Origin of the sequence: Paenibacillus sp. N3.4, from assembly GCF_008017805.1 — a bacterium.
In the GTDB taxonomy this organism is placed as follows: domain Bacteria; phylum Bacillota; class Bacilli; order Paenibacillales; family NBRC-103111; genus Paenibacillus_E.
This window is the reverse complement of sequence record NZ_VRTT01000199.1, coordinates 1-1,445: the sequence shown is the minus strand read 5'-3', so window position 1 is coordinate 1,445 and position 1,445 is coordinate 1. Positions and strand designations below refer to the sequence as shown.

Annotated in this window: 1 protein-coding gene; it reads left to right on the top strand. The window is 44.6% G+C overall.

From position 1 onward, the window contains the following. Window positions 1-154: 154 nt before the first annotated feature. Window positions 155-1,445, top strand: a 1,291-nt coding sequence (locus FU659_RS34915; RefSeq protein WP_147951732.1) for an IS4 family transposase, incomplete at its 3' end; no start/stop codon positions are given.

Here is a 1,445-nt window from a genome sequence, read left to right as displayed (position 1 = left end):
ACTCAACTTTCGCACCTACGAAAAGCTAGTTGAGCCTTATGGTTGCAAGGGTTAATGGAGAAATTTTGCTCATCTTGACAGAAAAACACCCTCTTTGTTTGGTATCATGGAAGTGACTAGCAACCATGCAAACAAAGAAAGGTGTGTAACTCCTATGGTACACCAAAATTCCTTATCTGAACAGGCAAAATCTCGTTTTTCCATCTTGTTTTCAACCCTGCAAATCGGCCAACTACTGCGAAATGCTGGAATTACTAAATCTTTTGGCTATTCTAGCTTGGCTGTGTTCCAACTTCTGTTTTCACTTGTGTTTGAGGGCCGAAACTGGTTTCGTCTTTTGGAAAGTGAACGCGGTGAGTCACTTCCTGGTAAAGACGTCATTTATCGCTTCCTTAATCAGAGCACATTTGCATGGCGAAAGTTTTTCCATAGCTTTGCTTTAAAAATCGTTTTGCACTTTGAGTCCCTTATTTCGACTTCGCGTACGCGCGTTTTCATCATTGACGACTCCGTCTTGAAGCGTGATCGTAGTAAGAAAGCTGAACTATTGGCACGCGTATTCGACCATACGACCGGTCGATTTACCAAAGGGTTTACGATGCTGACGCTTGGTTGGTCGGATGGTTTTAGCTTTGCCCCGATTGACTTTGTCATGCTTTCATCAGCTAAGCTTGCGAACCGAATTTGTGAAATCAAGGAGCAGCTTTCTAAGCGCAGCCATGGCTACAAGCGCCGACTTGAATCACTCCATCGCAAACCGGATGCCGTAGTAGACCTTTTAAAACGGGCACTAACTGTCGGATTTACAGCGGACTATGTGCTCATGGACAGTTGGTTTACTCAGGCACCTTTGCTTCGTCAACTGAACAAAATGGGACTTCCCGTCATTGGTATGGTCAAAGAATTGAAGCAACGTTACCGATTAAACGGCAAGCTAATGACCTTGAAAGAACTGTACGCAACACTTCCAAAGGGCAAGGCTACTGAAATTTTGGGCTCCGTTATCGCCGAAACCGCTTGTGGATTACCCGTAAAGTTAGTGTTTGTTCAAAATCGCAACAAACGTCGTGAATGGTTGGCCATAATCAGCACGGACTTGACGGTGGGCGAGGACGAAGTCGTACGAATTTACGGCATGCGTTGGAGCATCGAGACGTTTTTCAAATTTACGAAAAGTTATCTTAAACTTGGTACCGAGTTCCAGGGCCGTTCTTTTGACATGCTGATCAGCCACACGACGGTCGTGTTCAGCCGTTATTTGGTGATGGAATATGAGCGTCGCCAGGAAAATGACGCAAAATCGCTAGGTGGACTATTTTTCCTATTTGCGGATGAGGTTAGAGATTTGGATTACCAAACAGCGTTACAACAGCTCATGGTGTTATTTATTCAACTGACTCATGCAAAGACCAACCGCGAAAAGTCGTCGGTATTTTGTCAACTCC